General features: G+C 67.0%; 27 protein-coding genes and 1 tRNA gene. 18 read left to right on the forward strand and 10 right to left on the reverse strand.

Going from position 1 to position 26,603, the window contains the following annotated elements; translation table 11 throughout:
* The first annotated feature begins 161 nt into the window (after positions 1-161).
* Genes ACFWMR_RS08225 through ACFWMR_RS08245 form a run of 5 tightly spaced genes read left to right on the forward strand, consistent with a single transcriptional unit; the run spans position 162 to position 5,818 of the window.
* The gene (locus tag ACFWMR_RS08225; protein ID WP_093937854.1) at positions 162-1,088 is read left to right on the forward strand and encodes an ABC transporter permease; all 927 of its coding nucleotides are present in this window, start codon (positions 162-164) and stop codon (positions 1,086-1,088) included.
* Positions 1,081-2,034, forward strand: a complete 954-nt coding sequence (locus ACFWMR_RS08230; protein ID WP_005155786.1) for an ABC transporter permease — start codon at positions 1,081-1,083, stop codon at positions 2,032-2,034. Before ACFWMR_RS08225 ends, ACFWMR_RS08230 begins: the two co-directional genes overlap by 8 nt.
* A gap of 6 nt (positions 2,035-2,040) precedes the next feature.
* Entirely contained in the window at positions 2,041-3,033 is a 993-nt protein-coding gene (locus tag ACFWMR_RS08235) for an ABC transporter ATP-binding protein (RefSeq protein WP_378377890.1), read from the forward strand.
* On the forward strand, positions 3,026-4,024 hold the full coding sequence (locus ACFWMR_RS08240) for an ABC transporter ATP-binding protein (RefSeq protein ID WP_378377891.1): 999 nt from the start codon (positions 3,026-3,028) through the stop codon (positions 4,022-4,024). Before ACFWMR_RS08235 ends, ACFWMR_RS08240 begins: the two co-directional genes overlap by 8 nt.
* A 48-nt stretch (positions 4,025-4,072) precedes the next feature.
* Positions 4,073-5,818 (forward strand): S8 family peptidase, encoded by a 1,746-nt coding sequence (locus ACFWMR_RS08245; RefSeq protein ID WP_378377892.1) that lies wholly within the window; start codon positions 4,073-4,075, stop codon positions 5,816-5,818.
* Positions 5,819-5,901: 83 nt separating this feature from the next.
* Here ACFWMR_RS08245 and ACFWMR_RS08250 read toward each other — a convergent pair whose 3' ends face one another.
* Positions 5,902-6,654: a hypothetical protein gene (locus ACFWMR_RS08250; protein ID WP_378377893.1), complete on the reverse strand. Its 753-nt coding sequence runs from the start codon at positions 6,652-6,654 to the stop codon at positions 5,902-5,904.
* 340 nt (positions 6,655-6,994) lie between these two features.
* Positions 6,995-8,500: a S10 family peptidase gene (locus tag ACFWMR_RS08255; RefSeq protein WP_378377894.1), complete on the reverse strand. Its 1,506-nt coding sequence runs from the start codon at positions 8,498-8,500 to the stop codon at positions 6,995-6,997.
* Between the two features lie 28 nt (positions 8,501-8,528).
* Here ACFWMR_RS08255 and nfi point away from each other — a divergent pair, with 28 nt between their 5' ends.
* From nfi to ACFWMR_RS08295, 7 genes are all read left to right on the forward strand, one after another.
* Positions 8,529-9,209: a deoxyribonuclease V gene (nfi, locus tag ACFWMR_RS08260; protein ID WP_378377895.1), complete on the forward strand. Its 681-nt coding sequence runs from the start codon at positions 8,529-8,531 to the stop codon at positions 9,207-9,209.
* Complete coding sequence (locus tag ACFWMR_RS08265; protein ID WP_378279739.1) at positions 9,206-9,898, forward strand: uracil-DNA glycosylase; 693 nt, start codon at positions 9,206-9,208, stop codon at positions 9,896-9,898. Before nfi ends, ACFWMR_RS08265 begins: the two co-directional genes overlap by 4 nt.
* Positions 9,899-9,982: 84 nt before the next feature.
* A complete protein-coding gene (locus tag ACFWMR_RS08270) occupies positions 9,983-11,311 on the forward strand; it encodes an NAD(P)/FAD-dependent oxidoreductase (RefSeq protein WP_005155795.1) in 1,329 nt (442 codons plus the stop codon).
* A 77-nt stretch (positions 11,312-11,388) separates the two neighbouring features.
* Complete coding sequence (locus ACFWMR_RS08275) at positions 11,389-11,889, forward strand: SLATT domain-containing protein (protein ID WP_378377896.1); 501 nt, start codon at positions 11,389-11,391, stop codon at positions 11,887-11,889.
* A gap of 38 nt (positions 11,890-11,927) precedes the next feature.
* Positions 11,928-12,004 (forward strand) — tRNA-Leu (locus ACFWMR_RS08280).
* 60 nt (positions 12,005-12,064) lie between these two features.
* A complete protein-coding gene (locus ACFWMR_RS08290; protein ID WP_449224317.1) occupies positions 12,065-13,312 on the forward strand; it encodes a sulfite oxidase in 1,248 nt (415 codons plus the stop codon).
* A 1-nt stretch (position 13,313) separates the two neighbouring features.
* Positions 13,314-13,838 carry a winged helix-turn-helix domain-containing protein gene (locus ACFWMR_RS08295; RefSeq protein ID WP_378377898.1) on the forward strand — a complete coding sequence of 175 codons (525 nt, stop codon included), beginning with the start codon at positions 13,314-13,316 and terminating at the stop codon, positions 13,836-13,838.
* Here the strand turns inward: ACFWMR_RS08295 and ACFWMR_RS08300 are convergent.
* Positions 13,825-15,018 (reverse strand): type I restriction endonuclease, encoded by a 1,194-nt coding sequence (locus ACFWMR_RS08300; protein ID WP_378377899.1) that lies wholly within the window; start codon positions 15,016-15,018, stop codon positions 13,825-13,827. The two genes, ACFWMR_RS08295 and ACFWMR_RS08300, sit on opposite strands and share 14 nt — an antisense overlap.
* 262 nt (positions 15,019-15,280) lie before the next feature.
* Here ACFWMR_RS08300 and ACFWMR_RS08305 point away from each other — a divergent pair, with 262 nt between their 5' ends.
* The gene (locus tag ACFWMR_RS08305) at positions 15,281-16,117 is read left to right on the forward strand and encodes an alpha/beta fold hydrolase (protein WP_378274277.1); all 837 of its coding nucleotides are present in this window, start codon (positions 15,281-15,283) and stop codon (positions 16,115-16,117) included.
* A 45-nt stretch (positions 16,118-16,162) separates the two neighbouring features.
* On the forward strand, positions 16,163-16,747 hold the full coding sequence (locus tag ACFWMR_RS08310; protein WP_378377900.1) for a DUF7010 family protein: 585 nt from the start codon (positions 16,163-16,165) through the stop codon (positions 16,745-16,747).
* On the opposite strand, the gene ACFWMR_RS08315 is transcribed toward ACFWMR_RS08310, so the two are convergent.
* Positions 16,720-17,367 (reverse strand): response regulator, encoded by a 648-nt coding sequence (locus tag ACFWMR_RS08315; RefSeq protein ID WP_378377935.1) that lies wholly within the window; start codon positions 17,365-17,367, stop codon positions 16,720-16,722. The two genes, ACFWMR_RS08310 and ACFWMR_RS08315, sit on opposite strands and share 28 nt — an antisense overlap.
* Before the next feature lie 30 nt (positions 17,368-17,397).
* A complete protein-coding gene (locus tag ACFWMR_RS08320; protein WP_208636085.1) occupies positions 17,398-18,597 on the reverse strand; it encodes a sensor histidine kinase in 1,200 nt (399 codons plus the stop codon).
* Between the two features lie 221 nt (positions 18,598-18,818).
* Here ACFWMR_RS08320 and ACFWMR_RS08325 point away from each other — a divergent pair, with 221 nt between their 5' ends.
* Complete coding sequence (locus ACFWMR_RS08325) at positions 18,819-19,370, forward strand: DUF4190 domain-containing protein (protein WP_378377936.1); 552 nt, start codon at positions 18,819-18,821, stop codon at positions 19,368-19,370.
* 133 nt (positions 19,371-19,503) lie between these two features.
* Here the strand turns inward: ACFWMR_RS08325 and ACFWMR_RS08330 are convergent, their stop codons facing one another.
* The gene (locus tag ACFWMR_RS08330; protein ID WP_378274279.1) at positions 19,504-19,944 is read right to left on the reverse strand and encodes a heavy metal-responsive transcriptional regulator; all 441 of its coding nucleotides are present in this window, start codon (positions 19,942-19,944) and stop codon (positions 19,504-19,506) included.
* A 128-nt stretch (positions 19,945-20,072) separates the two neighbouring features.
* Here ACFWMR_RS08330 and ACFWMR_RS08335 point away from each other — a divergent pair, with 128 nt between their 5' ends.
* Both ACFWMR_RS08335 and ACFWMR_RS08340 read left to right on the forward strand, forming a co-directional pair.
* Positions 20,073-20,870 (forward strand): TIGR03084 family metal-binding protein, encoded by a 798-nt coding sequence (locus ACFWMR_RS08335; protein WP_378377901.1) that lies wholly within the window; start codon positions 20,073-20,075, stop codon positions 20,868-20,870.
* 99 nt (positions 20,871-20,969) lie between these two features.
* On the forward strand, positions 20,970-21,611 hold the full coding sequence (locus tag ACFWMR_RS08340) for a histidine phosphatase family protein (RefSeq protein ID WP_378377902.1): 642 nt from the start codon (positions 20,970-20,972) through the stop codon (positions 21,609-21,611).
* On the opposite strand, the gene ACFWMR_RS08345 is transcribed toward ACFWMR_RS08340, so the two are convergent.
* The 4 genes from ACFWMR_RS08345 to ACFWMR_RS08360 all read right to left on the reverse strand — a co-directional run bounded on the left by ACFWMR_RS08345 (position 21,608) and on the right by ACFWMR_RS08360 (position 25,994).
* The gene (locus ACFWMR_RS08345) at positions 21,608-22,813 is read right to left on the reverse strand and encodes a cytochrome P450 (protein ID WP_378377903.1); all 1,206 of its coding nucleotides are present in this window, start codon (positions 22,811-22,813) and stop codon (positions 21,608-21,610) included. The genes ACFWMR_RS08340 and ACFWMR_RS08345 overlap by 4 nt on opposite strands.
* A gap of 37 nt (positions 22,814-22,850) precedes the next feature.
* Positions 22,851-23,555, reverse strand: a complete 705-nt coding sequence (locus ACFWMR_RS08350) for a TetR/AcrR family transcriptional regulator (protein WP_378377904.1) — start codon at positions 23,553-23,555, stop codon at positions 22,851-22,853.
* 108 nt (positions 23,556-23,663) lie between these two features.
* Positions 23,664-24,602: an alpha/beta hydrolase family esterase gene (locus tag ACFWMR_RS08355; protein ID WP_378377905.1), complete on the reverse strand. Its 939-nt coding sequence runs from the start codon at positions 24,600-24,602 to the stop codon at positions 23,664-23,666.
* Between the two features lie 150 nt (positions 24,603-24,752).
* Positions 24,753-25,994: a glycoside hydrolase family 3 N-terminal domain-containing protein gene (locus ACFWMR_RS08360; protein ID WP_378377906.1), complete on the reverse strand. Its 1,242-nt coding sequence runs from the start codon at positions 25,992-25,994 to the stop codon at positions 24,753-24,755.
* A 243-nt stretch (positions 25,995-26,237) separates the two neighbouring features.
* On the opposite strand from ACFWMR_RS08360, the gene ACFWMR_RS08365 reads away from it, so the two are divergent.
* The gene (locus ACFWMR_RS08365; RefSeq protein ID WP_093937875.1) at positions 26,238-26,588 is read left to right on the forward strand and encodes an ArsR/SmtB family transcription factor; all 351 of its coding nucleotides are present in this window, start codon (positions 26,238-26,240) and stop codon (positions 26,586-26,588) included.
* Positions 26,589-26,603: the final 15 nt, after the last annotated feature.

A 26,603-nucleotide genomic window follows, 5' to 3' on the forward strand; every position in this document is an offset into this window, starting at 1 on the left:
TTTTTTTTTCCTCATCTTATTCTCTCTTGGGTTTTTTTTGTACTATTTCTTTCTTGGGTGGGGGGCTTTTTTTACGGGGGGGGGCGGGCGGGCGGGGGGCCCCCCCCCCCCCCCCGGCCGGACCCCGGCTCCCACCACGCGATCCCCAGGACGGCACGCCCATGCCCCAGTACATCCTCCGACGCCTACTTCAACTCATCCCGGTCTTCTTCGGCACCACGTTCCTCATCTACGCCCTCGTGTGGGCGGTGCCCGGTGACCCGTTCGCCGGCAAATGCGGTCAGGTCGCCTGTCCGCCCGCCTACATCGAGATGATGACCGACAAGTTCAACCTCGACGATTCGATCTTCGTCCAGTACTTCAAGTACCTCGGCAACCTGTTCACCGGCGACTGGGGCGAGACCTTCAACGGTGTCTCGGTCGGCGAGCTGATCGGGAACGCCTATCCCGTGACCGTCCGGCTCGCCCTCATCGCGGTGGCCATCGAAGCGATCATCGGCCTGTCCGCGGGCATCCTGACCGGCCTGCGCGGCAAGGGTTTCCTCGACAACCTCGTGCTGATGTCCACCACGTTCCTGATCTCGATCCCGGTGTTCGTCACCGCGATCGTGCTCCAGATCGTCCTCGGTTCGGAACTGGGACTCATCGACGCGAGCGTCTCCGAGGACGCCACGATCGGCGAACTGATCGTGCCCGGCATCGCGCTCGGCAGTCTGTCCATGGCCTACATCGCCCGGTTGACCAGAACGAGCATCGCCGAGAACCGGCACGCCGACTACGTCCGCACGGCCGTCGCGAAAGGACAACCGCGCAGCCGGGTCGTCGGGGTGCACCTGCTCCGGAACTCGGTGATCCCGGTGCTGACCTTCATCGGCACCGACATCGGCGCGCTCATGGGCGGGGCCATCGTCACCGAAGGCGTGTTCAACATCAACGGCATCGGCGGGCTCATCTTCCGCGGTATCCAGAACCGGGAGGGCGCCACCGTCACCGGCGTCGTCGTCCTGCTGGTGATGGTCTACCTGCTGGTGAGTCTCATCGTCGACCTGCTCTATGCCGTTCTCGACCCGAGGATCCGTTATGACTGACCCCAACGTGGCAGGCGGCGTGTCCTCCGTGGACGTCGCGAGCGCCGGAGTCGCCGACGATTCCGCGGTGGCGCACAAACCGCGCAGTCTCGGCGGCGACGCCTGGCGGATGCTGCGCAAGCGGCCGTCGTTCATCATCTCCGCCGTCATCATCGCGCTCGTCGTGCTCATCGCGATCGCGCCCGACCTGTTCAGTTCCCGGCCCGCCGGGTTCAGCGATCTGCTCCACGCCAACGAAGGACCGTCCGCGGACGCCTGGTTCGGTTACGACAACCAGGGTTACGACGTCTACGCGCGGACCATCCACGGCGCACGGGCGTCGTTGCTGGTCGGTGTCTTCGCGACGGTGCTGACGATCCTGATCGGCTCGGTGGTCGGGATCGTCGCCGGGTACTACGGCCGTCTCGTCGACAGCCTGTTCTCGCGGGTGGGCGACATCTTCGCGGCGCTGCCGTTCGTGCTCGGCGCGATCGTCATCCTGACCACGTTCAACGCCCCCGGCTCGAACCCCGGCGCGGTCACGATCATCGTGCAGGTGGTCGTCTCGATCGCGGCGCTGAGCTGGCCGGTGGCGATGCGCATCATGCGGTCGGCGACGTTGGTGGCCAAGCAACTCGACTATGTCAAGGCCGCGCGCGGACTCGGCGCGAGCACGCCGCGCATCGTGTTCCGGCACCTGTTGCCCAACACGGTCGCGCCGGTGCTGGTCTACGGCACCATCGCGCTCGGCGCGTTCATCGGCGCGGAGGCGACGCTGGCGTACCTCGGCGTCGGCGTGCGTCCGCCGGTCGTCTCGTGGGGAGTGATGATCAGCGACGCGCGGGACTACTTCCGGGTGAACCCGCACATGCTGTTGTTCCCGGCCGGTTTCGTCACCATCACCGTGCTCGCGTTCGTCATGCTCGGTGACGGGATCCGCGACGCGCTCGACCCGAAGGCCCGGTGAGCGGCTGTGTCCGACGAATTGCTGCTAGAGGTGGAAGACCTCCACGTCGAATTCCGGACCCCGGACGGTGTCGCGACCGTGCTGAACGGGGTCGACTACTCCGTGCACGCCGGGGAAACCCTCGCTGTGCTGGGAGAATCGGGTTCGGGCAAGAGCGTGACCGCGCAGACGGTGATGGGCATCCTCGACAGCCCGCCCGCCGTCGTCACCGGCGGCGCCGTCCGCTACCGCGGCGAGGATCTGCTCACCGCCACCGAAGAACGGCGTCGTGAGGTGCGGGGCGGGGAGATCGCGATGATCTTCCAGGACGCGCTTTCCGCGCTGAACCCCGTTTTCACCGTGGGCTTCCAGATCGAAGAGCAGTTGCGGGTCCGGCTCGGGATGTCCAAAAAGGACGCTCGCAAGCGGGCGATCGAACTGCTCGACATCGTGCGCATCCCCGCTGCCGCCCGCCGGGTCCGCGAGTACCCGCACCAGTTCTCGGGCGGGATGCGGCAGCGCGCGATGATCGCCATGTCGCTCGCGCTCGACCCCGATCTGCTGATCGCGGACGAGCCGACGACGGCGCTCGACGTCACGGTGCAGGCCCAGATCATGGACCTGCTGGCGGAGATCCAGGCCGAACGGCGGATGGGCCTGATCCTGATCACCCACGACCTGGCGGTGGTCGCCGAGGTCGCCGACCGGATCGCCGTGATGTACGCGGGCCGGATCGTCGAACAGGCCGACGTCGCCGAGTTGTTCCGCTCGCCGGGGCATCCCTACACCGAGGCGCTGATGGCCTCGCTGCCGCGGCTCGACCTCAAAGGACAGACGCTGGAGACCATCAAAGGCCTGCCGCCGAGCCTGCTGAACGTTCCGCCCGGTTGCCCGTTCCATCCGCGGTGCCCGCGGGCGGAAAGCCGGTGCGAGACCGAACGGCCCGCTCTGCACACCCTCGGTTTCGGCCGGGTCAGCGCCTGCCACTTCGCCGACGAGGTGGTGAGCGGCCGTGTCTGAGCCCATCCTGCGGGTCGAGAACCTGGTGAAGTACTTCCCGGTGCGGGCAGGGGTCCTGTTCAAGCGCACGATCGGTCACGTGAAGGCCGTCGACGGCGTTTCCTTCGATCTCATGCCGGGGGAAACCCTCGGCGTGGTGGGGGAATCCGGCTGCGGCAAGTCCACGCTGGCCCAGGTGCTGATGCGCCTGGAGGAACCCACGGGCGGGCTCGCGACCTTCGAAGGCCGTGATATCTTCGCCTTGCGGGGAGCCGAACTCAGGAAGCTGCGGCGCGAGATCCAGATCGTGCTGCAGGATCCGTACACCTCGCTGAACCCGAGGATGACGGTCGGCGACATCATCGGCGAGCCGTTCGAGATCCACACCGAGGTGGCGCCGAAGGGATCGCGGGCGGCGAAGGTGCGGGAGCTGCTCGACGTCGTCGGGCTGAATCCCGAGCACATCAACCGCTATCCGCACCAGTTCTCCGGCGGGCAGCGTCAGCGCATCGGGATCGCGCGGGCGCTGGCGTTGCGGCCGAAGGTCATCATCTGCGACGAGCCGGTTTCCGCGCTGGACGTTTCGATCCAGGCGCAGGTGATGAACCTGCTCGGCGAACTGCAAAAGGAATTCGGTCTTTCCTACGTTTTCATCGCACACGACCTGTCCGTTGTCCGTCACCTTTCCACGCGGGTCGCGGTGATGTATCTCGGCAAGATCGTGGAAATGGGGACGGAAGAGGAGATCTACGAACACCCGTCGCATCCGTACACGCAGGCGCTGCTCTCCGCGGTTCCGGTCGCTGATCCGGCGTTGCGCGGGCAGCGGCAGGTGATCCGCCTGGAAGGCGACGTGCCCAGCCCGCTGGATCCTCCGTCCGGCTGCCGGTTCCGCACCCGGTGCTGGAAGGCGCAGGACATCTGCGCTGATCAGGAACCCGAATTGATCACCCGATCCGGCGGGCATTTGTCCGCCTGTCATTTCGCGGAGGAGAAAACGGTCGTCCCCTGACTTTCGTAGGGACTTCGTTGATAAGCGGAGAACGCTGACGTAGCTTTCATGAATCGTTTCTTCAGGAGGCAGGAAGTGAAAAGACCCAGATCTCTCGTGATCGCGCTCGCGGTACCGCTGTTCGGTGCGATCGTCGCTACTCCGGTCGCGTCCGCGCAGCCGGCGCTTTCCGGCGCGGCGACCGAATTCTCGGTTCTGGCCCGTGAAGGGCAAAGCGTCGCGTCGGTGGAACGGGCGATCCGCGCCGCCGGTGGCACCGTCGTGACCAGCAACGCCGCGGTCGGCCTGATCACCGCGACCGCGCCGGCCAACGGTTTCGCCGAGCGGGTCTCCGCGGACCGCTCGGTCTTCGGTGCGGCCAAGGCGAAGCCGATCGGCACCGCGCCGAAGGAAGGCAAGGCGAAGGTCAAGCCGAACGTCGTCGAGAAGGAGAGCCGCGGCGCCGCGTCGGCCAAGAAGCCGGCGCAGCCGAAGGCCGTCGGCATGGACCCGCTCGACGATCAGCTCTGGGGCCTCCAGTCCGTCCGTTCGGACCTTTCGCGCACCAAGCAGCCGGGCGACAAGCGGGTGAAGGTCGGCATCATCGACACGGGTGTCGACGCGAGCCATCCGGACATCGCGCCGAACTTCGATCTCGCCGCGTCGCGGAACTTCACGAAGGACATCGTCTCCGACGTCAACGGCGCCGTCGTCGACGGGCCGTGTGAATTCCGCGGCTGCAAGGACCCGGCGGACCACGACGACAACGGGCACGGCACGCACGTCGCCGGAACCATCGGCGCCGCCGCGAACGGCTTCGGCGTCTCGGGCGTCGCGCCGAACGTGACCCTGGTGAACATCCGCGCCGGGCAGGACTCGGGCTTCTTCTTCCTGCAGCCGACGGTGGACGCGATCACCTACGCGGGTGACGCCGGTGTCGACGTCGTCAACATGTCCTTCTTCACGGACCCGTGGCTGTACAACTGCGCCGCGAACCCCGCGGACACCCCGGCGCAGCAGGCGGAACAGCGCACCATCATCGAGGCGACCACCCGCGCGCTGAACTACGCGCACCGCAAGGGCGTCACGCAGGTCGTCTCGCTGGGCAACCAGCACAGCGACCTCGCCGCCCCGCAGCCGGACGCGTCGAGCCCGGGCTACCCGTCGAACAGCACCCACCCGCGGCAGATCGACAACAGCTGCCTCTCGCTGCCCATCGAAGGCCCGCACACGATCGGCGTCTCGTCCTTCGGTCCTTCGCAGGCGAAGGCGGACTACTCGAACTACGGCGTCGAGCAGATCTCGGTCTCCGCACCCGGCGGATACTTCCGTGACTACTTCGGCACCCCGTGGTACCGCACGGTCGAGAACCAGATCCTCTCGACCTACCCGCGCAACGTCGGTGTCGCGGAAGGCAACATCGACGCGGCCGGGAACATCACGCCCGCCGGTGTCACCGCCGGGGTCCAGAAGGCGACCGCCGCCGATGGCCGCGTCGGCTACTACCAGTGGCTGCAGGGGACGTCGATGGCGTCGCCGCACGCGACCGGTGTCGCCGCGCTCATCGTTTCGCAGTACGGCAAGGGTTCGCGCGACTTCGGGATGAGCCCGGACGCCGTGCAGCGGGTGCTCGAGGGCACGGCTTCGGACATCGCCTGCCCGACGCCGCGGACCGTCGACTACCTGAAGGAAGGCCGGGACGCGTCGTTCACCGCGACCTGCACCGGTGACGCTTCGTTCAACGGCTTCTACGGCCATGGAGCCGTCGACGCCTGGTCGGCCGTCACTCGCGGCTCGGAGTTCCTGCGAGGCTGATCACTCGGTCCTGAGAGTGCAATGAAGGGGCCTTTCATAGCAAATTTTGCTATGAAAGGCCCCTTCATTGCACTAGGTGGTGCTCAAGCCGCTCGCTCCTCCCGAGCGACGATAATGGTGGGCCGCGGCCTTCGTCTCGCCGCTGCCGCAGCGGCACGAAGCTCTCCAACGACCTTTTCGGGTTCGTCGCGCAGCCTGGCGGGAAGCGTCTGGACTACAACGATCCCAGCTGCCGCGTAGCGATTGTTGCGATGAAGCGTCCTTCTGAAGTCGTCCCTGCCGAAATGGAACGAGTACGAATCGATCTCCCAGGCCATGGCCAGTTCATCGCACCATGAGTCGGGTTTGCCGATGTAGTTTCCGTGAACGTCGTAGATCTTGACGTTCCGCTCGGCCGAGGGAAGACCGGCGCGTTGCCAGATCGAGAGTGCCGAGGCTTCAGGTACGGAGACGACATCGGCTTCGAGTTCGCGAAGCACGGCGCGGGGCAGCGCAGTCCCACGCTTGCTACCCGACTCCAACTCGGCTTGTAGCTCGTTCAGCGTGCAGAGTCCGCATTCAATGGCCTCGAGCATCAGAGCACGCACCGGGTCGACCTCGCGTAAGCGTCGGAGCCCGTCGAGTACCGCACGAGGTGGCTCCGCGAGCGGTACTCGGCTCAGCACGCGGCGTCCGGGAATGTGAATCGTCCTCTCGACGATCACGAACTTGGCGCTTCTGATGTGATGGAGCTGAGGAATGAGAACATGGACGGCATCTCCGGAAGGGATTTGACGTAGCCCATAACGACGTGCCGCCTCGAACCCGGTGATGACGCCGTGGCCGCTCGTGTGCATCAACGCGGCTTCGACGCGTTGTCTTGCTGTCGGCCTGGTCCGGGACAGGAGAACGATGCCTGGAAGCAGGTGAGTCCATCTGCCTCCAGGTTGGCATCTTCGATACGAGGTACTTTGCGAAACCCCGAGTTCTTCCAGGGTCGCTACGCGGATGACACCCTCCTGGCTGTACTGCCGGAGGTATGAATCGGTGAGTGGGTTCTTGGATAGATACATGGCGGACATGGTGATCCGCGGGACCGACAGAACTCAGGGTGCCCATGCAATGAAGGGGCCTTTCATAGCAAAATTTGCTATGAAAGGCCCCTTCATTGCACTACAGGGTGAAGCCGAGAGGGTGCTACTTCCCTGAAGCGGCCTTGACGAACTTCGCCAGGTCCTTCGCCTGCCGCACCCGCGACTCCTCGTGCACGTACATCATGTGCCCCGCCGGGTAGTAAGCCGTATCGATGTTGTCCCGCAGCTCCTCAGGAATCTGCAGCCGCGCCAACACGTGCTCCGAAGCGAAGTACGGCGTAGCGCCATCGTAGTGGCCGAAGGCGACATGCACCCGAAGGTGCGGATTCGCCCGCATGGCGGAAGCGAGAGAGTCCACAGAGGACACCGAGCGGCCCTCGAAGTCGGAGTACGACCAGGCCTTGAAGACGTCCGTCGAAAGGATCTCGTACGGCAGATCGTTCTCGTATCCCAGTTCGGCGCGCACGTAGTGGTTGAGCCCACCCGTGTAGGCGCCGATGATCCGCGAGATCGACGGGTCGTCGCTCATGTGCTCGCGGCCGCCGTCGGGTTCCCAGGTGGTGAACCGGCCGTCCATCCGGCCGACGGTGAGACCCTTGTCCCGCAACAGCTCGGTGAAGTAGCGGACGTGCTCGATCCGCAGATTGACTCGGTCCACATAGGACTCGCTCAGGCCGGTCAGGGAAGCGAGGGTCGCCACCGCCTCCGCCCGATCCTGTGTGGACAGACGGGCGCCACGCGCGAGGGCCCAGGGGAGCTCCTTGGCCGCGAAGTCCTCGGCGTCCGCGAGGACGTCGTCGAGCGGACGGTCGCCGTGCAGGCCGTGGTAGTGCGCGATCGCCGCGTACGTCGGCACGTAGAGCGAGTACGGCAGGTCGTTGCCCTCGGTGAACCGCAGGGTGCCCAGGTCCAGCACCGACGAGATCAGCAGGAGGCCGTTCAGGTACATCCCATGGCGTTCCTGCAGGTGCGACGCCAGCCCGGCCGCGCGGAGCGTGCCGTAAGACTCGCCGGCGAGGAACTTCGGTGAGAGCCAGCGCTTCTCCCGCGACACCCACAGCCGGATGACCTCACCGATGGACTCGATGTCGGCGGTGAACCCGTGGTACTCCTTGGCCTTCTCGCCGTCCACGGCACGCGAGTAGCCGGTCGACACCGGGTCGATGAACACCAGGTCGCTGTGCGCGAGCAGGGTTTCCTGGTTGTCGGTCAGCCCGTAGGGCGGCGCGACCGGGTCGTCGACGTCGCCGGACAGCACACGGCGCGGGCCGAGCAGGCCCATGTGCAGCCAGACGCTCGCCGAGCCGGGGCCGCCGTTGAAAGCGAAGGTGACCGGGCGCGTGCCGGGTTCCGCGTCGTCGAGCGTGTAGGCGGTCACGAACACCTCGGCCTTGGCCTGGTGGCCCTCGGACTTCCCGTCGGTGACGACCTCCTTCCGCAGCACGATCCGCCCGGTCCGGGCGGTGTAGGCGAGCTTGCGCCGCTTGAGCGTCAGCGTGTGCTTCGTGGCGACCAGGTCGTCGGTCGGTTCGGCCTTGGTTTCCACCGACGGGGTGTCCTTGTCGTCGGCGGCCGTCACGGTGTTCGATTCGGGATTGGTGTCCGGCATACCCCCAACTTACTGGCAGTCTGTACCGGTGGACATCGTCACGGCGCATGATCGCCCGAACACGCCCCGCCAGGCGATCGAGATCCAGGAAACCCTGCGAGGCCTGGTCGATCTCGAAGATCGCTGTCCACAAGAGATCACCACGGTCACCGGTCTGGACGTCGCCTACGACGAGGACAGCGGCCTCATCGCCGCCGCCGCGGTCACGCTCGAAACCTCCGGATTCCGTGTCGTGGAAAAACGAACCGTCGTTTCCGAGGTCTCGTTCCCGTACGAACCGGGTCTTTTCGCCTTCCGCGAGCTGCCCCCGCTGCTCGACGCCCTCCGCGCGCTCGATCACGTCCCGGATCTCCTGGTCTGCGACGGGCACGGGCTGGCTCACCCGCGCAGATTCGGGCTGGCGTGCCACGTCGGGGTCGTGACCGGCCTGCCGTCCGTCGGAGTGGGCAAGACCCGGTTCATCGGCGAGCACGACGAGCCCGGCGCGGAACGCGGTTCGCGGGCACCGCTGCTGGACGACGGCGAGGTCGTCGGCGCCGTCCTGCGCACCCAGGACGGCGTGAAGCCCGTCTACGTCTCCGTCGGTCACAAGATCTCCCTGGACAACGCCTGCCGCCAGGTGCTGCGGCTGTGCCCGGACTTCCGGCAGCCGGAGACGACCCGGCACGCCGATCGCCTCTGCCGCGACGCGTTGAAGGAGGCGCTATGAAGTTCCGTTCTCTCGCCGAACTCGACGCCGAGGTCGTCGGCTGCCGCGCCTGCCCGAGGCTGGTCGCGTGGCGCGAGGAGATCGCCGTGGTCAAACGCGCGGCTTTCGCCGGCGAGACCTATTGGGCCCGGCCGGTGCCCGGATTCGGCCCGCCGGACGCGTCGCTGGCCATCGTCGGCCTGGCTCCGTCGGCACACGGCGCGAACCGGACCGGCCGGATGTTCACCGGCGACCCCTCCGGCGACGTCCTGTTCAAGGCACTTCACCGGGTCGGTGTCGCCTCACAGCCGACGGCGACCCGGATAGGTGACGGGCTCGAGCTGCGGGGGACCAGGATGGTCTCCCCGGTGAGATGCGCGCCACCCGCCAACAAGCCCACACCTGAGGAGCGGGACACCTGCCGATCCTGGCTGGCCGAAGAGCTCACGTTGCTCAAACCGACACTCAAGGCCGTCTTCGTGCTCGGCGCGTTCGGCTGGCAAGCGCTCTTGCCGGTGCTCGCGGAGGCGGGCTGGCCGGTGCCCACGCCACGCCCGAAATTCGGCCACGGAGCCGAGGTAGAACTCGGCGACCTGCGTCTTTTCGGCTGCTACCACGTGTCGCAGCGCAATGTCCAGACCGGCAGGCTGACGCTTGACATGGTGTGCGACGTCCTGGCCTCCGCGACCTCGGCGGCGGGCCTGAACTGAATCGGTGCGGAAACCGTGGCGACGCTGGTCACAGCGGGATGGGGTACACGAGCGATCTCAGCTGATGGGTGCGACTATAGAAATATGGCTGGTGTTAAGTCGGAACCGACACGGATCCTCGTCCTCGGTGGTGGGTACGTCGGGCTCTACACGGCGTACGGGCTCCAAAAGATGCTCCGGGCCAACGAAGCGTCCGTGACGGTCGTTGATCCGCAGCCGCACATGACCTATGCCCCCTTCCTGCCCGAGGCGGCGGCCGGTGCGATCGAACCGCGGCACGTGGTCGTGCCGCTGAGGCGCGTGCTCAAGCGCTGCCACGTGCTCACCGCGCGCGTGACGAAAATCGAGCACGAGCGCAAGGCCGTCACGGTCGAGGCCGCCGACGGGCACGTCGAGCAGCTGAACTACGACGTCCTCGTGGTCGCCCTCGGGGCCGTGGCGCGCATCCTGCCGATCCCGGGCCTGGTCGAGGAAGGCATCGCCTTCAAGACCATCGGCGAGGCGATCTACCTGCGCAACCACGTCATGACGAAGCTGGACGAGGCCGCCAGCACGCTCGACCCCGAGCAGCGCAAGCGCCTGCTGACGTTCACCGTCGTCGGTGGCGGGTTCGCCGGTATCGAGGCGCTCGCCGAGCTCGAGGACATGACCCGGTTCGCGGTGGAGAACTACTACCCGAACCTCAAGGTCGAGGACATCCGCTGGGTGCTCGTCGAGGCGGCCGGGCGGATCCTCCCCGAGGTGCGCGAGACGCTCGGTGTGTACACCGTCGAGCAGCTCGAGAAGCGCGGCATCGAAGTCTATTTGTCGACAGCGGCGAAGTCGTTCGAGAACGGCCACGTCGTGCTCTCGGACGGCACCGAGTTCGACACCGACACGATCATTTGGACCGCCGGTGTGAAGGCGAACCCGGTGCTCGCCAGCTCGGACCTGCCGCTGGACAAGCGCGGCCGCGTCGAGGCCACCGCCGCGATGCAGGTCGTCGGGCACCCCGACGTCTGGACCGCCGGTGACAACGCCGCCGTGCCGGACCTCTCGCGGACCGAGCAGGACCCGACCGCGACCTGCCCGCCGAACGCGCAGCACGCCGTTCGCCAGGCGCGCCTGCTGTCGAAGAACATCATCAAGGTGATCCGCGGCGGCAAGCCGAAGGACTACTACCACAAGAACCTGGGTGCGGTGGCCAGCCTCGGTCTGCACAAGGGTGTCGCCGACGCGCTGAACCTGAAGATCAAGGGCTTCCCGGCCTGGCTCTTCCACCGCGCGTACCACCTCAAGGCGATGCCGACGTGGAACCGCAAGATCCGCATCCTGTTCGACTGGATGCTCGGTGGCCTGTTCCGGCGCGAGGTCATCTCGCTCGGCCAGATCAACAACCCGCGCGAGGAGTTCGACAGGCTGTCGAAGTCCTGAGGCGGTAGCTCCGTGAAGGCCTCCTTCCCTACCTTGAGCGTAGGGAAGGAGGCCTTCACGGCGTCTAGGGTGTTTCGGTGCAGGCATTCCGGAAGCTGAAGCCGCCCATCCAATCCGCCCTGCCCCGGCCGGGACTGACCCCGCTCGAACTGGCCCACGATCTCGTGGAGCGGATCGAACAGGGGACGAAGTACGCGCGGATCCGCAAACGCCGGTTCCGCGCGCGGTCGGTCATCCTGCGGATCCTGGCGCTGATGTTGTCCGCGACCTCGACGGTCATCCTCGGCTTGCAGAACTTGAACCCGTGGACGGGGACGGCGTTCGCGCTGGTCGCAGTCGTGACCGTGGTGAACGTGCTCGAACCCTTCTTCGCGTGGCGCTCGCTGTGGGTGCTGATGGAAGAGGGCCAGTACAAGTTCTACCGGCTGCGTGACGAACTGACCTACTACATCGCTTCGACGCCGCCGGAGGAACTGGACCAGGCCGTGCTGCGCGAGAGGTTCGACCAGTACCAGGCGATCTGGGACCTTGTCGGCAACAGCTGGCTGAAGTATCGCCAAGCCGACAAGGCGAACTAGGTCATCACCGGTCGAGGGCATCGCCTAGGCTGACCCGTGCCCCGGTAGCCCAACTGGCAGAGGCAGTCGACTTAAAATCGACACAGTGCGGGTTCGATCCCCGTCCGGGGCACCACATGTTCCGCTCTGTGGACGTGCTGGTCCGGGTGGACGGCCGCTGCCGACAATGACCGGCATGACCGACGAAGCCACCTATGACCGCACCCGGCTCGCGCAGTGGCGTGCGGGTGAGGCGCGAGCCGACGGGATATCGCGGCGCGGGATGCTTCGGCTGGCCGCCGGTGGCTCGCTCGCGCTGACGGCGCTCGGAACTTTCCCGGCCGGGACGGCGTCGGCCGCGACAGCGATCGTGAAGCCGCTGCCGCCGGAGATCTTCGAGGTCTACGGCACCAACGCGGAGACGCGCTGGGAGGCGTTGAGCGGGCAGGGATACCTGACACCGGTCGAGCGGTTCTTCGTGCGGAACCACACCGCCACCCCGTCGATCGACCTCGGAACCTGGCGTTTGAAGCTGTTCGGAACCGGGTTGCGCGGTGCGCCGACAGCGGACAGGCCCGTCGAGTTCACCTATCACGATCTACGCCGATTGCCTGCGGAGACGATCACCTCCGCCATCGAATGCGCGGGCAACGGCCGGAGCTACTTCACCAGCCAACAAGGGCAGACGGTGTCCGGCACGGCCTGGAAGCTCGGCGCGATCGGGGTCGCGCGCTGGCGCGGTGTCCGGCTGTCCACGGTGCTGGCCAAGGCGGGACTGACCCGGCACGCGGTGGACGTCCTGCCCGAGGGCCTGGACGCCGACTACGTCACCGGCGGGGTCAACCTGGGGAAGGTACGGCGCCCGCTGCCGATCGCGAAAGCGTTTCAGGACGTCTTGCTGGCTTACGAGATGAACGGTCGCCCGCTCCCGCCGGACCACGGCCATCCGGTCCGGCTCGTCGTGCCGTCCTGGATCGGGATCTCGTCGATCAAATGGCTCGGACGGATCGAAGTCTCGGAGACGCCGCTGGTGTCGCCGTGGAACACGCAGTACTACCGGCTGCTCGGCCCGGACTATCCGGCGGAGGGCACGGTCGTGACCCGGCAGGTGGTCAAGAGCGCGTTCGAGCTGCCTTGGAACGCCGAGTTCGCGGCCGGTGGCAGGCACGTGCTGCGCGGCCGGTCGTGGTCGGGCAACGGCCGGATCCGACGGGTCGAAGTCGACGCGGGAGACGGCTGGCGGCAGGCGAAGTTCGTGGGCGCGGCAGCGGATCGCGGCTGGCAGCGCTGGGAAATCCCTTGGCGCGCCGGTGTTCCCGGCGCCCGCACCCTGCGGGCGCGGGCCACGGACATCACCGGGGTCACCCAGCCTGACGTCACTCCGCACAACACCCAGGGCTACCTGTTCGATGCCGTCGTCCGGCATCCGGTCAGGGTGGTGTGAGATGACCCAGTCGGTCGCGGTGAGCGGGGAGCCGACCGTCGAGCTGACCCTGGCGTTACGGGTGAGCACCGACTCAGAGCACGCCGCCGCGATCGCCGCGCGCCTGCTCGAGTCCTTTGAGGACACCGTCGGGGTGACGCTGACGGCGCGGACTTTCCAGGCAGGTGAAGCGAATTCCGGTCAGGTCGTCGAACTCGCCGGCCGACGCCGCCGGCTCGGCGAGTCCGCGCCGCCACTGCGGATCGAGCCGGATTCGCGGCGAGTGCTGCTGCGCGGCGAGGTGCTGGAGTTCACCAGGCTGGAGTTCGACCTCCTGCTGTTCCTGAGCCGGAATCCGGACCGGGTCTTCGACCGCGTCACGTTGATGGCGCAGGTGTGGGGGCTGTCCGGCGGCAACGGCCGGACCGTGGACGTCCACATCCGGAAGATCCGGGGGAAGCTGGAGCCCGCGCTGACGCCGATCACGACGGTGCGCGGGGTCGGCTACCGGTTCGACGGGACGGCCGAGGTGTTCATCGCGGACTGAGTGACGTGCCCGCGAAGTTCGGCCCTGCGGCTTCGGCCGCCTTGGTCTCGGGTGAAACCGACGAGTTGTAACGAGCCACGGTCTTCCGAAGCTGAGCGGCGTGCTGGTAGATATCCTCGACTGTCTCGATGGGGATACGTGTCTCGACCTTGTTTTCGTCGAACACGCCTAGGTACTTCTTCGCGCGGTTGAACCACAGCCGGGCGATGGGCTTGCGGTTGTTGTCGTCCAGCAGCACGCCGAAATAGGTCTTCGTGTCGCGCGCGACGATCCTCGCGGCCGGGACTTCTCCGCAGACGATGGCGCGCACGATCCGATACCCCTCGAGTTCTTCTTCGGTCGTGACCACATCGCCGTTGCTGTCACGCGGCAGGGTTTCCTCGGGCGCTGCGGGCGAGCCTTCGGCGGGAACACCCTGCTCGGGAAGGTCGGACGGACCGGTGGAAACACTGACGAACGAGTCAGGGCCGCCCAGCGCGTTCTTCAACCGGTCGTTGACCTGCTCGTTGAGAAACTGGCGCGCCGCTTTGTCCACGAGCGGAGCGAACTGGTCGCGAACCCGTTGGGTGAAGGACCCTTCGTAGACCCGGCCCGCCAGGAACTTCACCCACTCGTCTTCGGGTGTCTTGAACTGGGTCGCCAGGATGCGTTTGATCTGGCCGATGTACTTGAGCTCCTCGGCCGCGTTGATGACCGAATCCAAGTTGAAGGACTCTTTGCTCAGCTTCGCGAGCTCAGGAATAAGGGTGTCGTCGATATCCGAGAAGTCCAGTACCAGGAAGGGCTTCGCGTCCATCCGGTTCGGCGCGTCCAGGTCGGTGTAGAACTGGTACGTCTCGCCGTTGGTGAGAATGGCGATTCTCGCGTTCGTGACGGCGAAATACCGGAAGAGCTGGGATGCGTGCTCGATGCGCAGCGGATCATTGATCTTCTTGGCTTCGACCAGAACCTGCACTTGTCCATCGTGCACGATGGCGTAGTCAATCTTCTCGCCCTTTTTGGTTCCGACATCGGCCGTGAATTCGGGGATCACCTCGGCGGGATTGAATACGTCGTACCCGAGGACTGTGCTGATGAAGGGCATCACGAAAGCGTTTTTGGTGGCTTCTTCCGTCTGGATGTCAGCCTTGTGCTTCCGGATCTTCAGAGCCAAAGCCTGTGCGCGCTCTGCGATCTCCATAGTGATGTCCTCCGTACGGCATGTTTTCTCGGCGGGCAGCAGCCACACCGTCCCCAGAAGCTCTCGCTGTGTTGCGGGAGCTAGGTCGTCCACGACGACTCTCGCGTTACAGCCCGTGACCTGATCGCGACATCGAATGCGGTCAGCTGACTGCTGGTGAACCCTGGAAGGAACGCTGACTGTAGGCGGTGCTCCTCGCGAACTGAGTGATCGTCCACTCGAGATCATCCTCGGGCAAAGCCGGGATGTCAGGATACGAACCGTGACTCCCACCTACGTCTTCGTTCACGGCTCCAGCAGCAACTCGTTCACCTGGAACCCGCTGCAACGCGAACTCGCCCTGCTCGGCCACCGCACGCTGGCCGTCGACCTTCCCGGACACGGGTTCGAAGCCGGGTTCCACGCGGCTTACCAGGCTCCTCAGGACCTGGGAGCGCTGGCCACGGCGCCGTCGAACCAGGCCGGTGTCACCTCCGCCGAAGTCGTCGAGCGGGTGGTGGACGTCGTGCGCAAGGCCGCCGCGCACGGGCCGGTCATCCTGGTCGGGCACAGCCGCGGCGGGGTCCCGCTCACCGGGGCGGGCAACGCCGTCCCGGACCTGATCGACCGGCTCGTCTACATCTCCGCGTGGTGCTGCGTCGACGCGACACTGGGCGAGTACATGCAGGCGCCCGAGAACGCGAGCAGTGCGCTCAACGACGTCGGCGGTGTCGTCCTCGCCGACCCCGCCGCGCTCGGCGCGCTCCGGATGAACTGGCGCACCGCTGATCCCGCGCTGCTGGCCGCGTTGAAGACCGCGATCCTCGACGACGGCACCGACCAGGAGTTCTTCGCCTACCTCAACACCCTCGAACCGGACGAGAGTCTCGACGTAGGCACCGAACGCGCCGAGGCCGCCACCTGGGGCCGCATTCCGCGCACCTACATCAGGCTCACGGGAGACCGGTCTATCCCGCTCGCGCTCCAGGACCGCTTCATCAAAGAGGCGGACGCGCTCACCCCGGAGAACCCGACCGACGTGCGTTCGCTCGAGAGCAGCCACGTCCGCTTCCTCATGCACCCGCGGGAGGCGGCCACCATCCTCGCCGGGCTCGCGTAGTCCCCGGGTACTGTTCCGCCGGGGGGAGGAGGAGACCCGGAAGCGATGACAGACGGACAGTTCACCAAGGGGCACTTGATCACGTTGCTGATCAGTTCCGCGATCGGAGTGGGATTCGGGGCCGCCTGGTGGTTCTTCGGTGCCTCCTCCGTCTCCGGCGGCTCGACGGCGCTGGTCGTCGTGGGTGTCGCCGCGGTGCTGGCGCTGGTGGCCTGGCTCGTGCTGACAGCCCGCCGAGGTGCCGGGCTGCCCGCGGGCGGCGGCCGGGAGGAAAGCCCGTTCGGCAAGCAGTACGGGATCGCCGTGCTGCTCATGCTGGTCGGGATCTTCGCCGGGGCGCGAGTGCTCTCGGCGGTCTTCGACCTTCCGGAAGCCGTGCCCGCGTGGGTGCTCTTCGTGGTCGGCCTGCACTTCCTGCCGTTCGCGAAGTTGTTCGGCTCGCGGCGTTTTCTGGTGCTGAGCGCCTTGCTGTGCGTCGTGGCCGTGCTGGCCGCCGTGCTCGCGGTCGCGGGCTGGACGGCGGCCTGGCAGCTCGTGCCGGGCTTCGGCGGTGCCGTCGTGCTCTGGGCGACTGTCGTCGCCGGGTTGCTCGGGACGGACCGTCAGGGAGCGACCAGCCCCGCTTCGTAGGCGAAAATCGTCAGCTGGACCCGGTTGGTCGCGTCGAGTTTCGCGAAGATCCGGGTGATATGGGTCTTCACCGTCGCTTCGCTCAGATGCAGTTCCGCGCCGATCTCGGCGTTGGTCCAGCCCTGGGCGACGGCGGTGATGATCTCCCGTTCCCGTTCGGTCAGGGTGCTCAGCCCGGCCCGTGCCCGATGCCGCCGCGGGCTCACCCGGGACGCGACGAAATGCCCGATGAGTTTCCGCGTCGTCCGCGGCGACAACATCGCCTCACCCGCCGCGACGACGCGCACCGCGTCGATGATCTCCTGCGGCGAGCCCTCCTTCAGCAGGAACCCGCTGGCGCCCGCGCCGAGCGCGTCGAAGACGTACTCGTCGAGGTCGTAGGTGGTCAGCACGAGGACCTTCGGCGGATTGGGCAGGGAGGTGACGGCCGCGGTCGCGGTGAGGCCGTTCATCCGCCGCATCCTGATGTCCATCAGCACGATGTCGGGAGCGTGCATGGTCACCTTCGGCACGGCCTCGTCCCCGTCGCCCGCTTCCGCGACGACCCGGATGTCGTCCGTGCTGGACAGGATCATCGACAGACCGGTTCGCACGAGCGGGTCGTCGTCGACGAGCAGCACTCGCAGTGGGCGCTGGTTCACCCGGACAGGTTAGTGGTGTCCCCACGGTAGCCAAGCCCGGACGGCGAATGTGCGTTCTTCGGTGGGGCCGGTGCTGACGTTTCCGCCGATCAGGGTGACGCGTTCGCCGATTCCGGTCAGCCCGGTTCCCCCGCCTGGCGGCTTCCCCGCGGTGGGCGTCGCGGGCAGCGGATTGACGACTTCGACGGTCAGCCCGTTGCCCGGCCCGCCGCGGACCGAAACCTCGGCCGCCGCGCCCGGCGCGTGTTTCAGGATGTTGGTCATCGACTCCTGGACGATCCGGTACGCGGTCGTGCCGAGCAGCACCGGGGCACCGCCCGCGTCGTCGAGCAGGATCGTCACGTTGACCCCCAGCCCGGCCCGGCGGGCGTTGGCGACCAGTTCGGGGATGTCCGCCAACGTCGGTTGCGGCGGTTCGGGGTGGGTGCCGTTCTCGCCGTTTTCGCCGAAGCCCTGGCCGTCGCGGAGGACACCGATGACCTGCCGCAGGTCTTCCAAGGACTGGCGCGCGGTCGTCCGGACGGTCTTCGCCGCTTCCGTCGTCGCGGGTCCCTTGCTGACCTCGAGCGCGCCGGCTTGCAAGGACAGCAGGGAAAGCCGGTGCCCGAGGACGTCGTGCATCTCGCGCGCGATCCGGGTGCGTTCCGCCCGGCGGGTCATTTCGGCGCGGAGTTCCTCCTCCTTGGCCTCACGGATCGCGAGCGTGTCCTGCATCCCGCGGACCACCCCGACGGTGAGCGGCACGGCCGTCATCACGACGGCGACCGTCAGCGTCCCCATCAGTTGCACGGCGGAGAACTGCTTGCCGACGATCTGCCCCGCGACGGTCACGTCGGGATGGCGGTTGGCGTCGCCGAACAACGCCCACGCCGTGGCGACGTAGACGAGCGCGGAACCGATCCACAAGAGACTGTCGCGCCGGCGCGCGGCCAAGGCGGCGAGGGCGACCAGCGCGGCCAGCGCGTCGGACCGGAAACAAAGCGGTGGCACGAGCGCGATGCCGAGGACGAGTTCCGGCCATTTGTGCCGCCAGCAGAGCATGACGGCCGCCGCGATCCCGGTGAAGAACCCGAGTGTCGACCACCAGGTCGGATCGAACGATTTCGTCGCCGGAAGGTAACCCTGGGCGCTGAAGACGAAAATGCTGCTGATCACGCACGCCGCGACCGCCACCACGGTGAGCACCACCCCGAGCACACGTCTTGCCATGCGCCGAGCGTACGCAAGCGGGCCAGGTCGTCCGCATCAGCGGAACCGATTCTTCGAAGAACGCGAATTACGACTTTCGTCGTAACGGGTTCACGCGCCGAGGACGACGCGGAGGCCTCGCGATCGCTGATTGTATGCCGCGTCGTTCATCCCTTTGGAAAGGAAAACCCGTGACCCAGCAAACCCCCTACACGCCGGCCCTGCAAGCCCCCGGCGGCCCGATGCCACCCCGTAACGGCATCGGCGTCACGGGCTTCGTCCTCGGCCTGGTGGGGCTGGTCTTCTCCCCGATCCCGCTCATCGGCGTCATCGCCTGGCCGTTGGTGATCCTCGGCCTGATCTTCTCGATCATCGGGCTGATCCGCGTCAAGAACGGAAAAGCCTCGAACAAGGGGCTCTCCATCACCGGTATCGCGTTGTCCGCGCTCGGGCTCGTGGTCTGCGTGGTGTGGATCTTCGTGTTCAACGCGGCCGTCAACGAGGTCAACAACGAGCTCAACCGCACCGCGAAGGTGTCCTACGAGATCACCGGCGACGCCACGAACGTCGAGGTCATCTACGGCGAGGTGCTGAACCCCCTCACCGAAACGGTTCCGGCGCTGCCCTGGAACAAGGAAGTCGAGAACAAGGGCGTCTACAAGGGCGGGACGCTCACGGTCACGACGGGCGAGACCGGCGGATCCGTCACCTGCAAGATCACCGTCGACGGCGCGATGGTCTCCACCAAGACCGCTTCCGGGGAATTCGCCACGGCCGCCTGCACCGGAGTGTGACGGCGGGACGGTGAAAGGCCTCCTCCGCCATTCTCGGGGTGGCGGGGAGGCCTTCGCGACCCGGCGGGCGCGGCCCGCTCCCGCCGAAGCGGGTCAGCAGCAGCCAGTCCCGCAGCAGTCACAGTCACACATGTCATCCACCTCCTTCCCCGGGGGCACGGTCGGGTGGGCACCAGGTGCCGGGAAGCGGATCGGCGCAGTCCTCGCCGGACATCCCGGACAGCAGAGAAGTGAGCTCGGCGCGCAATTCGCCGAGTCGCGCCATTTCCGCGTCGATCTCGGCGAGATGGCGTTCCATCATGGTTTCGGCGGGTTCGCACGGGCACACCCCGGTGTCGCGCACGCTCAGCAGGTCGGCGATCTCCGCCAATGTCAGCCCGAGCCGTTGGGTGCCGCGGATGAATCGCAGCCTTTCGATGACATCCTCGTCGTAGCGCCGGTGCGCCCCGCTCGTCCGCGCGGGGACGGGCAGGAGGCCGATGCGCTCGTAGTAGCGCACGGTGTCCGGCCGGACCCCGGCGCGCGAGGTCACCTGGGACATCGTCAACGCCGTCGTCGCCGCTTCGATTCGCATTTCCCGAGCGTAGAACTTGGACCCGGCTCCAGAATCAAGTCCGAATCCGACGGGACTCGCGAGGAGAAGACGACGGGCCGGCGCGTCCGCATCATTCGAGAGGGTGGAAACGGCGAGAGGACGGCACGGTGACTGACTTCCGGTACGTGATCAGGGACCTCACCACGGAGGGCGAACAGGTCGACGCCCTGGTGGCCGACCTGGACGACGCGGGTTGGAATCTGCCCACGCCCGCGGCCGGCTGGTCGATCAAGCACCAGATCGCTCATCTCTCCTTCATCTTCAAGATCGCCGGGTTGTCCGCGGCCGAGCCGCGGAAGTTCGCCGAACTCGCGAAGACGTCGATGGCGCGCGGTTTCGACGCCGCCGTCAACGCGGCCCTCGACGACTACCTCGGTGACCCCAACGAGGTTCTGCTGAGCCGATGGCGCGCCGAGCGCGACGCCGGTATCAAGGCGCTCGCGGCGGTCCCGGCGGACCAGGTCGTGCCGTGGCTGGTCAACCCGCTGCCGCCGGCCATCCTCGCCTGCGCCGGGATGATGGAACTGTTCGCCCACGGCCAGGACGTCGCCGACGCGCTGGGCGTGCGGCCGGAGCGGACCGACCGGTTCGCGTATCTCGTCGGTTTCGCGGTCCGCGTGCGGGACTTCGGATACGAGGCGCGGGGCCTGACCCCGCCGGAGCAGGAGTTCCGCTTCGAGATCACGTCGCCCTCCGGTCAGCTGTGGACGTTCGGGCCCGAGGACTCACGGCAGCGGGTCACCGGCAGCGCGGAGGACTTCTGCCTCCTGGTCACGCGGCGCCGTCACCGCGACGACGTCGACGTCCGTGCCGAAGGCGCGCTCGCGGACCACTGGCTGGACATCGCGCAGGCGTACCGCGGTCCCGCGGGAGAGGGTCGCGCGCCGGGGCAGTTCGACAGCTGAGAACCGCGTCGCTTCCGTGACGAATCAGGGCATCCTGGAAGTCGCGATCAACTCCGCCCGGTGCGATCGTCGAGGGCACACGGGGTCTAGGAGGCGATCGTGGCACGGGTGTGGCTGATCAGGCACGGGGAAAGCGAGAGCAACGCGGGCCTTCCCGGCGGCGAGCCGGGGGCGTCGGCACTGACCGGACTGGGCAGACGGCAAGCCATCGAAGTCGCGGGAGCACTGGCCGAACCACCCCGGTTGATCGTGACGTCGCCGTTCCTGAGGGCGAGGCAGACCGCCGAGCCGACGATCGAGCGGTATCCCGGCGCGGATCGTGAGGAGTGGCCTGTCCAGGAGTTCACCTTTCTCGGCGAACTCCATGGACAGGTCACCACCACCGCGATCCGTAAGCCGTATACGGAGGCCTACTGGGAGCGGGCCGATCCACACCACGCGGTGAACGGCGCGGAATCCTTCGCCGGTCTCTTCACCCGGACCCAGGAATTCCTGACCCGGCTGGGAGAACGGGAGCCCGGGCCGATCGCCGTCTTCACGCACGGGCTCTTCATCCGTGCGGTCATGTGGTCGCTGCTGACCGGGATCACCATCCCGGACAGCGAGGCCATGCGCGGTTTCCGCACGTTCGCCGACACCTACCTCGTGCCGAACGGCAACATCACCGAACTTCGGTACACGCCCGGGAAACGGATTCCGCGAGTGGTGGTCCCGCTCGCCTCCCGGTTCGCCGGCCGTTAGGGCTTCAGCAGCAGCTGGAGCTCGTTCACCCCGGTCATGTGCGGGCTGGGGATGAACGACGGCGGCACGGCCGGATCGGTGCGCAGATCAGGGAACCGGTCCAGCAGGATGTTGAGCGCCGTCTTGCCTTCCAGCCTGGCGAGCGGGGCGCCGATGCAGAAATGGATCCCGCGGCCGAAGGCCAGATGTGGGTTGTGCTTCCTAGCCGGGTCGAACGTGCCCGGATCCGTGAAGGTGCGCGGATCCCGGTTCGCCGCCGCGACCCAGGTGAACAGCATGCTGTCCGCCGGGATCTTCTGTCCGCCCAGTTCGACCTCGGTCGTCGTGGCGCGGGCGACGAGTGCGAACGGGCTGAGGAAACGCAGTGATTCCTCGATGGTGGCAGGTAGCAGCGAACGGTCCTCGCGGACGCGCCGGTACTCGTCCGGATGGGAATCCAGGCAGAGCACGGTGTTCCCGAGCAGCATCGTGGTGGTGATGTGCCCGGCCAGCAGCAGCACGTTCGCGAAATTGACGACTTCGTTCTGCGTGAGTTTCGTGCCGTCGACCTCGGCCTCGACGAGCTTGGTCAGCAGGTCCTCACGCGGGTTCTTCCGTCGATCCTCGACGTGTTCGCCCAGATAGCCGACGAGGTTGTTCAGCTGTTCCTGCGTCTCCTCGGCGGCCTTCCTGTCCTCCTCGGTCTGCTCGGTCAGCGACCGTTGCTGGCTGTTCCGCAGCAACGTGTCGACCCATTCCTTGAACAGGTCGCGGTCGCTCGCCGGGATGCCGAGCAGTTCCGCGATGACGATCACCGGCAGCGGATATGCCAGGTGTGTCACCAATTCCATCGAGTCCGCGCCGTCGACGGCGTCGAGGAGTTCGTTCGTCAGCGTGGCGATCCGCGGTTCGAGGTCCGCGACGACCTTCGGCGTGAAGGCGTGGCTGACCAGCGTACGCAGCTTCTTGTGGTCCGGCGGATCCATCTGGAGCAAGTTGCCCTCGATGAACTGATCCTTTTTCGGCGACATCTCTTTGGGGATCAGGCGGGCGGTGTCGGAGGAGAACACCTTGGGATCACTCAAGGTTTGCAGTGCTTCGGCGTGACCGTAGACATTCCACGCGCCCGTCGCGGGTTCGAAACCGACCGGGTCGGCCGGGAATTCACCTCGAAGCCAGAACTGGGCTTCGTGGACGCCCCAGTTTTCGGCGATCGTGGTCATGGCTTGCCCCCTTCTTCTCGTGGTGGAGGAGCCCGGATCAGCCGGGCTCCCCGATACCGTCCTTTCGGTAGATCCAGGCGCCATAGGACGAGATCAGATCCCGGAACGCTTCGATCACTTCGGCCGCGGCGTCGGCCAGATTCGCCGTGGACGGTGGCTCCGGCGGCTCGAAGGCCGTCCGGATGATGTGCGCGAGAGCGTCGGCCTTCTCCTCGGGTGTGAGGCCGGTGCCGTCGCCGGTGAAGCTGTCCATCAGGTAGAACCCCAACGCCGAGGCGCGCAGGGAAAAGAGCAGATTCGGGATGTCGTCGCGCAGCAGACCCCGGTCGGTCATCGTCTTCAGATACCGCTCGGTGACGACGGCGTCCTGATCCTGCAAGGGATGTCGCTTCAACCGGCCCATCAGTTCGGTGTTGCCGGTGATGAGCGCGCCGAGCAACGGATTGCGCTGGGTGAACAGGAACGCGGCCCGCTGGAACCGATGCGGGACCACTTCCGCCGGATCCTTCTCCAGCCGATCGAGAAGATTCGCGGCGGCCCGGAGGGATTCGCGCAGGAGCAACGCGTGGAAAAGGGTTTCCTTGGTGGGCCAATGCAGGTAGATCGTGCCTTTCCCGATGCCCGCCTGACTCGCGATGTCCTCGATGGTCACCTTGCGATAACCCAGCCGCGACAGCAGGACGCCGGCCGCGTCGAGGATGCGATCGGCGCGGCCGGCGGTGCGGTCCGGACGTTCTGCCACGTGCGCTCCCAGTCTCTGACTTCATGACCAGATTTGCTCATCTGGTCATCCGGTCAAGTTCGACGGTAGCGCCGGAGTGGTGGGTCCGGCAAGGAAATCGACGGGTTTTTAACGCAGACGGTGGGCGAGCAGGAAGTTCCAGATGACCGGCGTCGCGTTGATGACGGTCGGGGTGGCGGAGTCGTTGTTCGGCGCCGTGCTCGGCCAGACGTGCCCGGCGCCTTCGACCCGGTAGTGCTGGAGCGAGCAACCGAGCCAGCGCTGGACGGTGACGTCGGTCTTCGGCGAGTACTCGATCGGGCGAGAGAAGCAGCCGTTCCGGTCCGCCCACGCGGCGAGCCAGTCCGGCAGCGTCGGCAAGCCCTTCGCGGGATTCCCGGTGTAGGGGATCGTCTTGTCGGCCGTTCCGTGGAAGTCGAGAATCGGAGCGGGGCGCGACGGGTGGCACTCGCCGCCTTGCGGATAGAACGCGCCGGCGACCGGGGCGAACGCCGCGATCCGGCCCGGCATCCGGCAGGCGAGAACGCCGACGAAACCGCCGCCGTTCGACTTGCCCGTCGCGTAGATCCGGCGGGAGTCGACGCACAGTTCCCGCTGGAGCGCGTTCAGCAGATCGCTGGTGAAGAGCACGTCGTCGGCGGCCGCCGAATACGGCGCGCCCGTCCACGCGGACTCGCCGTCGGTACCGACAAGTCCTTGCGGATAGACGGAAATCGCGTCATACGCGGAAAACCCGGATAGTTCCTCCTGATACTTCGACGTCCGCTTGTGGCCGTGGAACGACAACACCAACGGGTACGGCCGTGCGGGTTGGTAGCGCGCTGGAACGTGCACGGTGTACTCGCGGACCAGGCCGCCGGAGGTCAAAGTCCGCAGCGTCGTCGTCCCGGCGGGAACCGGGGACGGACGGTGACAGCCGGTGGTCCGCACCGGATGGTCGATCGACGACGGCGCGGCCGACGCCATCGGTACGGTGAGCAGGCTCAGTCCGGCAGTGGCGGCTGTCGCCAGGGCGAGACGGCGCAGGAACTTCGTGGGACCAGGCACGCGATCCTCCTTGATCGGGCGGCGGGGCGGTGATCAGGGTCACCCTCGGCTCGAGCCTGGTCAGCATTGTGTTCATTGAGTTTTCGGACCGCTTCTCCTGCCACCCCGCCGGGCGGCCCGTCCGGCCGCCTCGCCGGGGCTCGCCGCCGGTCAGCCGCAAGCCTGTTTCGCCGCGAGCACCCGGGCCAGGGCCTCATCGACCCGGGCGGCCGGGAGATCGCCGGACGCAAGCGCTTGCTCCAGCGTGTTCAGCACCGTGCCGACGTTGCCTCCGGAGGACCACAGCGCCTGATCCGCTCCTGCCTGCAAGGCCTTGAGTACCGCCGTCGGCAGCGGGTACTGCGACGTGATCGCCTTCATCGCCCCGAGATCGTCCGTGATCACCGGGCCGTCGAACGCGTAGTCCTTCCGCAGCAGCCGGTACGCCGGCGCCGACAGGGTCGACGGCGTACCGCCGGTCAGATCGGGCACGTCCAGATGGCCGACCATGACACCGACCTCGCCGTACTCGCCGAGGTCGCGGTACGGCACCAGGTCGACCTTCCGCAGCGATGCCAGCGGCGGCGTCCGCACCAGTCCCTTGTGGGAGTCCCCGGTGGCGTGCCCGTGGCCGGGGAAATGCTTCAGCACCGGCTGCACCCCGGCGTCCCGCAGTCCCTGTGCGAACGCCAGGACGTACTTGCGCGCGACCTCGGGGTCCGCGCTGAACGACCGGTCACCGACGATGTCGCGATCCGGCTGGTCGGTGATGTCGGCGTCGGGCGCGTAGTCCACGGTGACGCCGCGAGCCCGCATCTGCCGACCTCGGTCGGCGGCCTTCGCCCGCACCTGGGCTGGCGTCATGGTCTTGGCCATCTTCCGGGCACTGGGCATTTCGCCGTCGAGGGCGTCGATCCGCTGGACGCGGCCGCCTTCCTCGTCGATCGCCACCGACACGGGCACCTTCGCGGCCTTCTGTACTTCGTCCAGCGCGCGGTTCTGCAGCAGGGCCGTCTCGTTGCCGCCGAGGAAGATCCCGCCGACCTGCTGATCGCGCACCAGCTTCACCGCCGCTTGCGGATCGCCGGCGTTCACGCCGACCACCACGAGCTGGGCCAGTCGCTGCCGGGGGCTCATCCCGGCGATGACGGCCTCGCAACCCGGATCAGGGGACTGCTCCGCCCTCGGTGACGGCGAGGGCGCGGGTGTGCCGGAGCCGGACGGGCTCGAAGCGGTGCCGAGTCGTGGTGGGGGTGTGGTCCCCGCGGGCTGCGCCGATCCGCCTTCTTCGGTCGTCGTGCCGCATTGCACGCTGGTGAGCAGTACGGTGGCCACCCCCAGGATGACGGTCAACCATCGCTTCGTCGTCTTCGGTCGCCCGGAGTTCATCGGCTCGTTTCGTTCGTCGTCCATGCCGATATCGACGGTAACCCCAGTTGCCCTTTAGTACGCGATCGCGTGCCCTTTCGCGCGTGCCTGCACCGGGCCCACCTCCTTCCTCTTTCGTGTTCCCGCTGGTCGGACTTGACAGGCCGACCCGATGCGATCTACATTACCACATGGTTATGGAACCGCAAGGTTATCCACGGCGTCGACGGGTGCCGCTGGAGCAGGACGTGAGAACTCGAACTCGTGAGAACTGAAAGGCGGGCGACCGTGACACAGGATCTGCTCGACGTCACCTTCGCCGCGCTCGCCGACCCCACCCGTCGCGCGATCCTCGCGCGGCTCGCGCACGGCGAGGCCACTGTGACGGAGCTGGCCGAGCCGTTCGCGATGAGCCAGCCCGCCATCTCCAAGCATCTGAAGGTGCTGGAGCGGGCCGGGCTGGTGGCGAGGGGACGTGATGCCCAGCGTCGTCCCTGCCGGCTGGTGGCCGAGCCGCTGAAAGACGCCACCGAATGGCTCGGCGGATACCGCCGCTACTGGGACGGGGCCTTCTCGAAGCTGGACGCCGTCCTCGAAGGAGAACTGCGACACCCGGAGAGTCAGGGCGAGACCGACTGACCACCGCACGATCGG

Origin of the sequence: Amycolatopsis thailandensis (assembly GCF_042723255.1) — a bacterium.
GTDB classification, from domain to species: Bacteria; Actinomycetota; Actinomycetes; order Mycobacteriales; family Pseudonocardiaceae; genus Amycolatopsis; species Amycolatopsis thailandensis.

Bases quoted from the DNA above. Each gene is read 5' to 3' on its own strand.
- ACFWMR_RS08320 (WP_208636085.1), bottom strand. From the start codon at position 18,597: ATGGCAAGACGTGTGCTCGGGGTGGTGCTCACCGTGGTGGCGGTCGCG.
- ACFWMR_RS08310 (WP_378377900.1), top strand. From the start codon at position 16,163: ATGACAGACGGACAGTTCACCAAGGGGCACTTGATCACGTTGCTGATC.
- ACFWMR_RS08345 (WP_378377903.1), bottom strand. From the start codon at position 22,813: ATGACCACGATCGCCGAAAACTGGGGCGTCCACGAAGCCCAGTTCTGG.
- ACFWMR_RS08300 (WP_378377899.1), bottom strand. From the start codon at position 15,018: ATGGAGATCGCAGAGCGCGCACAGGCTTTGGCTCTGAAGATCCGGAAG.
- ACFWMR_RS08295 (WP_378377898.1), top strand. From the start codon at position 13,314: ATGACCCAGTCGGTCGCGGTGAGCGGGGAGCCGACCGTCGAGCTGACC.
- ACFWMR_RS08265 (WP_378279739.1), top strand. From the start codon at position 9,206: ATGAAGTTCCGTTCTCTCGCCGAACTCGACGCCGAGGTCGTCGGCTGC.
- ACFWMR_RS08330 (WP_378274279.1), bottom strand. From the start codon at position 19,944: ATGCGAATCGAAGCGGCGACGACGGCGTTGACGATGTCCCAGGTGACC.
- ACFWMR_RS08255 (WP_378377894.1), bottom strand. From the start codon at position 8,500: ATGCCGGACACCAATCCCGAATCGAACACCGTGACGGCCGCCGACGAC.
- ACFWMR_RS08230 (WP_005155786.1), top strand. From the start codon at position 1,081: ATGACTGACCCCAACGTGGCAGGCGGCGTGTCCTCCGTGGACGTCGCG.
- ACFWMR_RS08270 (WP_005155795.1), top strand. From the start codon at position 9,983: ATGGCTGGTGTTAAGTCGGAACCGACACGGATCCTCGTCCTCGGTGGT.
- ACFWMR_RS08225 (WP_093937854.1), top strand. From the start codon at position 162: ATGCCCCAGTACATCCTCCGACGCCTACTTCAACTCATCCCGGTCTTC.
- ACFWMR_RS08290 (WP_449224317.1), top strand. From the start codon at position 12,065: ATGACCGACGAAGCCACCTATGACCGCACCCGGCTCGCGCAGTGGCGT.
- ACFWMR_RS08360 (WP_378377906.1), bottom strand. From the start codon at position 25,994: ATGGACGACGAACGAAACGAGCCGATGAACTCCGGGCGACCGAAGACG.
- ACFWMR_RS08250 (WP_378377893.1), bottom strand. From the start codon at position 6,654: ATGCACACGAGCGGCCACGGCGTCATCACCGGGTTCGAGGCGGCACGT.
- ACFWMR_RS08325 (WP_378377936.1), top strand. From the start codon at position 18,819: ATGCCACCCCGTAACGGCATCGGCGTCACGGGCTTCGTCCTCGGCCTG.
- ACFWMR_RS08245 (WP_378377892.1), top strand. From the start codon at position 4,073: ATGAATCGTTTCTTCAGGAGGCAGGAAGTGAAAAGACCCAGATCTCTC.